At 68.7% G+C, this 1,054-nt stretch carries 1 protein-coding gene; it reads left to right on the top strand.

The genetic code is table 11. The features are described 5' to 3' along the window. The first annotated feature begins 8 nt into the window (after nucleotides 1-8). Entirely contained in the window at nucleotides 9-1,034 is a 1,026-nt protein-coding gene (locus NGR01S_RS29730) for an IS110 family RNA-guided transposase (protein ID WP_063042721.1), read from the top strand. The last annotated feature ends 20 nt before the right edge of the window (nucleotides 1,035-1,054 follow it).

Genomic DNA, 1,054 nt, shown 5'->3' with positions numbered 1-1,054 from the left:
ATGTCGATGTGACCGGTGGGGTCGACACCCACCGCGATACCCACACCGCGGCAGTGCTGGACCCGCTCGGGCGGGTGCTGGGCACCGCGCAGTTCGCTGCCGACGCCGCCGGTTACACAGCGTTGCTGGCGTGGATGCGCGGGTTCGGGCGGGTGACCCGCATCGGTGTCGAGGGCAGCGGCGCCTACGGCGCCGGACTGGCCGCGAGTCTGGCCGAGCAGGCGATCCCAGTGGTGGAGGTCGATCGCCCCGGCCGTAAAACCCGCCGGTTCCAGGGTAAATCCGACCCGATCGACGCGATCGAAGCCGCACGGGCCACGCTGGCCGGTCACCGTACCGGCACACCGAAACAGCGTGCGGGCCGGGTCGAAGCGGTGAGGGTTCTGCGTATCGCGCGCCGCTCGGCGATCACCGCGCGCGCCGATGCCACACTCAGAATCAAAGCGTTGATCGTCACCGCACCCGAACCCCTGCGGGCCCGGCTGCGTGGGCTCACCGATACCGCGCTGATCACCACCTGCGCCGGGTTGCGTCCCGGCCGCGCCGATATCGGGTCACCGACCGGCGCGACGAAAACCGCGTTACGGTCGCTGGCGCGTCGTCACCAGCAACTCACCGTCGAGATCAACGACCTCGACGAACTACTGACCCCGCTGGTCGCCGCGATCAACCCCGGTCTGGTCGCCGCCCACGGCATCGGCACCGACACCGCCGGCCAACTCCTGATCACCATGGGAGAAAACCCCCACCGGATCCGTTCCGAAGCCGCGTTCGCACGCCTGTGCGGGGTCGCCCCCATCCCCGCGTCCTCCGGACGCACCCACCGCCACCGCCTCAACAGAGGCGGTGACCGGCAAGCCAACGCCGCCCTGCACCGCATCGCGATCACCCGCTTGCGCTGGGACCCCGCCACCCGCGCCTACGCCCAACGACGCACCACACAAGGCCTGACCAAAAAAGAGATCATCCGCTGCCTCAAACGCTACATCGCCCGCGAGATCTACCACCTCATCACCAACCCACCCACCACTTGACATCCATAGGAGCATCTCGA

The sequence above is a fragment of the Nocardia grenadensis NBRC 108939 genome (genome assembly GCF_001613445.1).
Classification (GTDB): Bacteria; Actinomycetota; Actinomycetes; order Mycobacteriales; family Mycobacteriaceae; genus Nocardia; species Nocardia grenadensis.
This window is presented reverse-complemented; position numbering and strand designations above follow the sequence as displayed.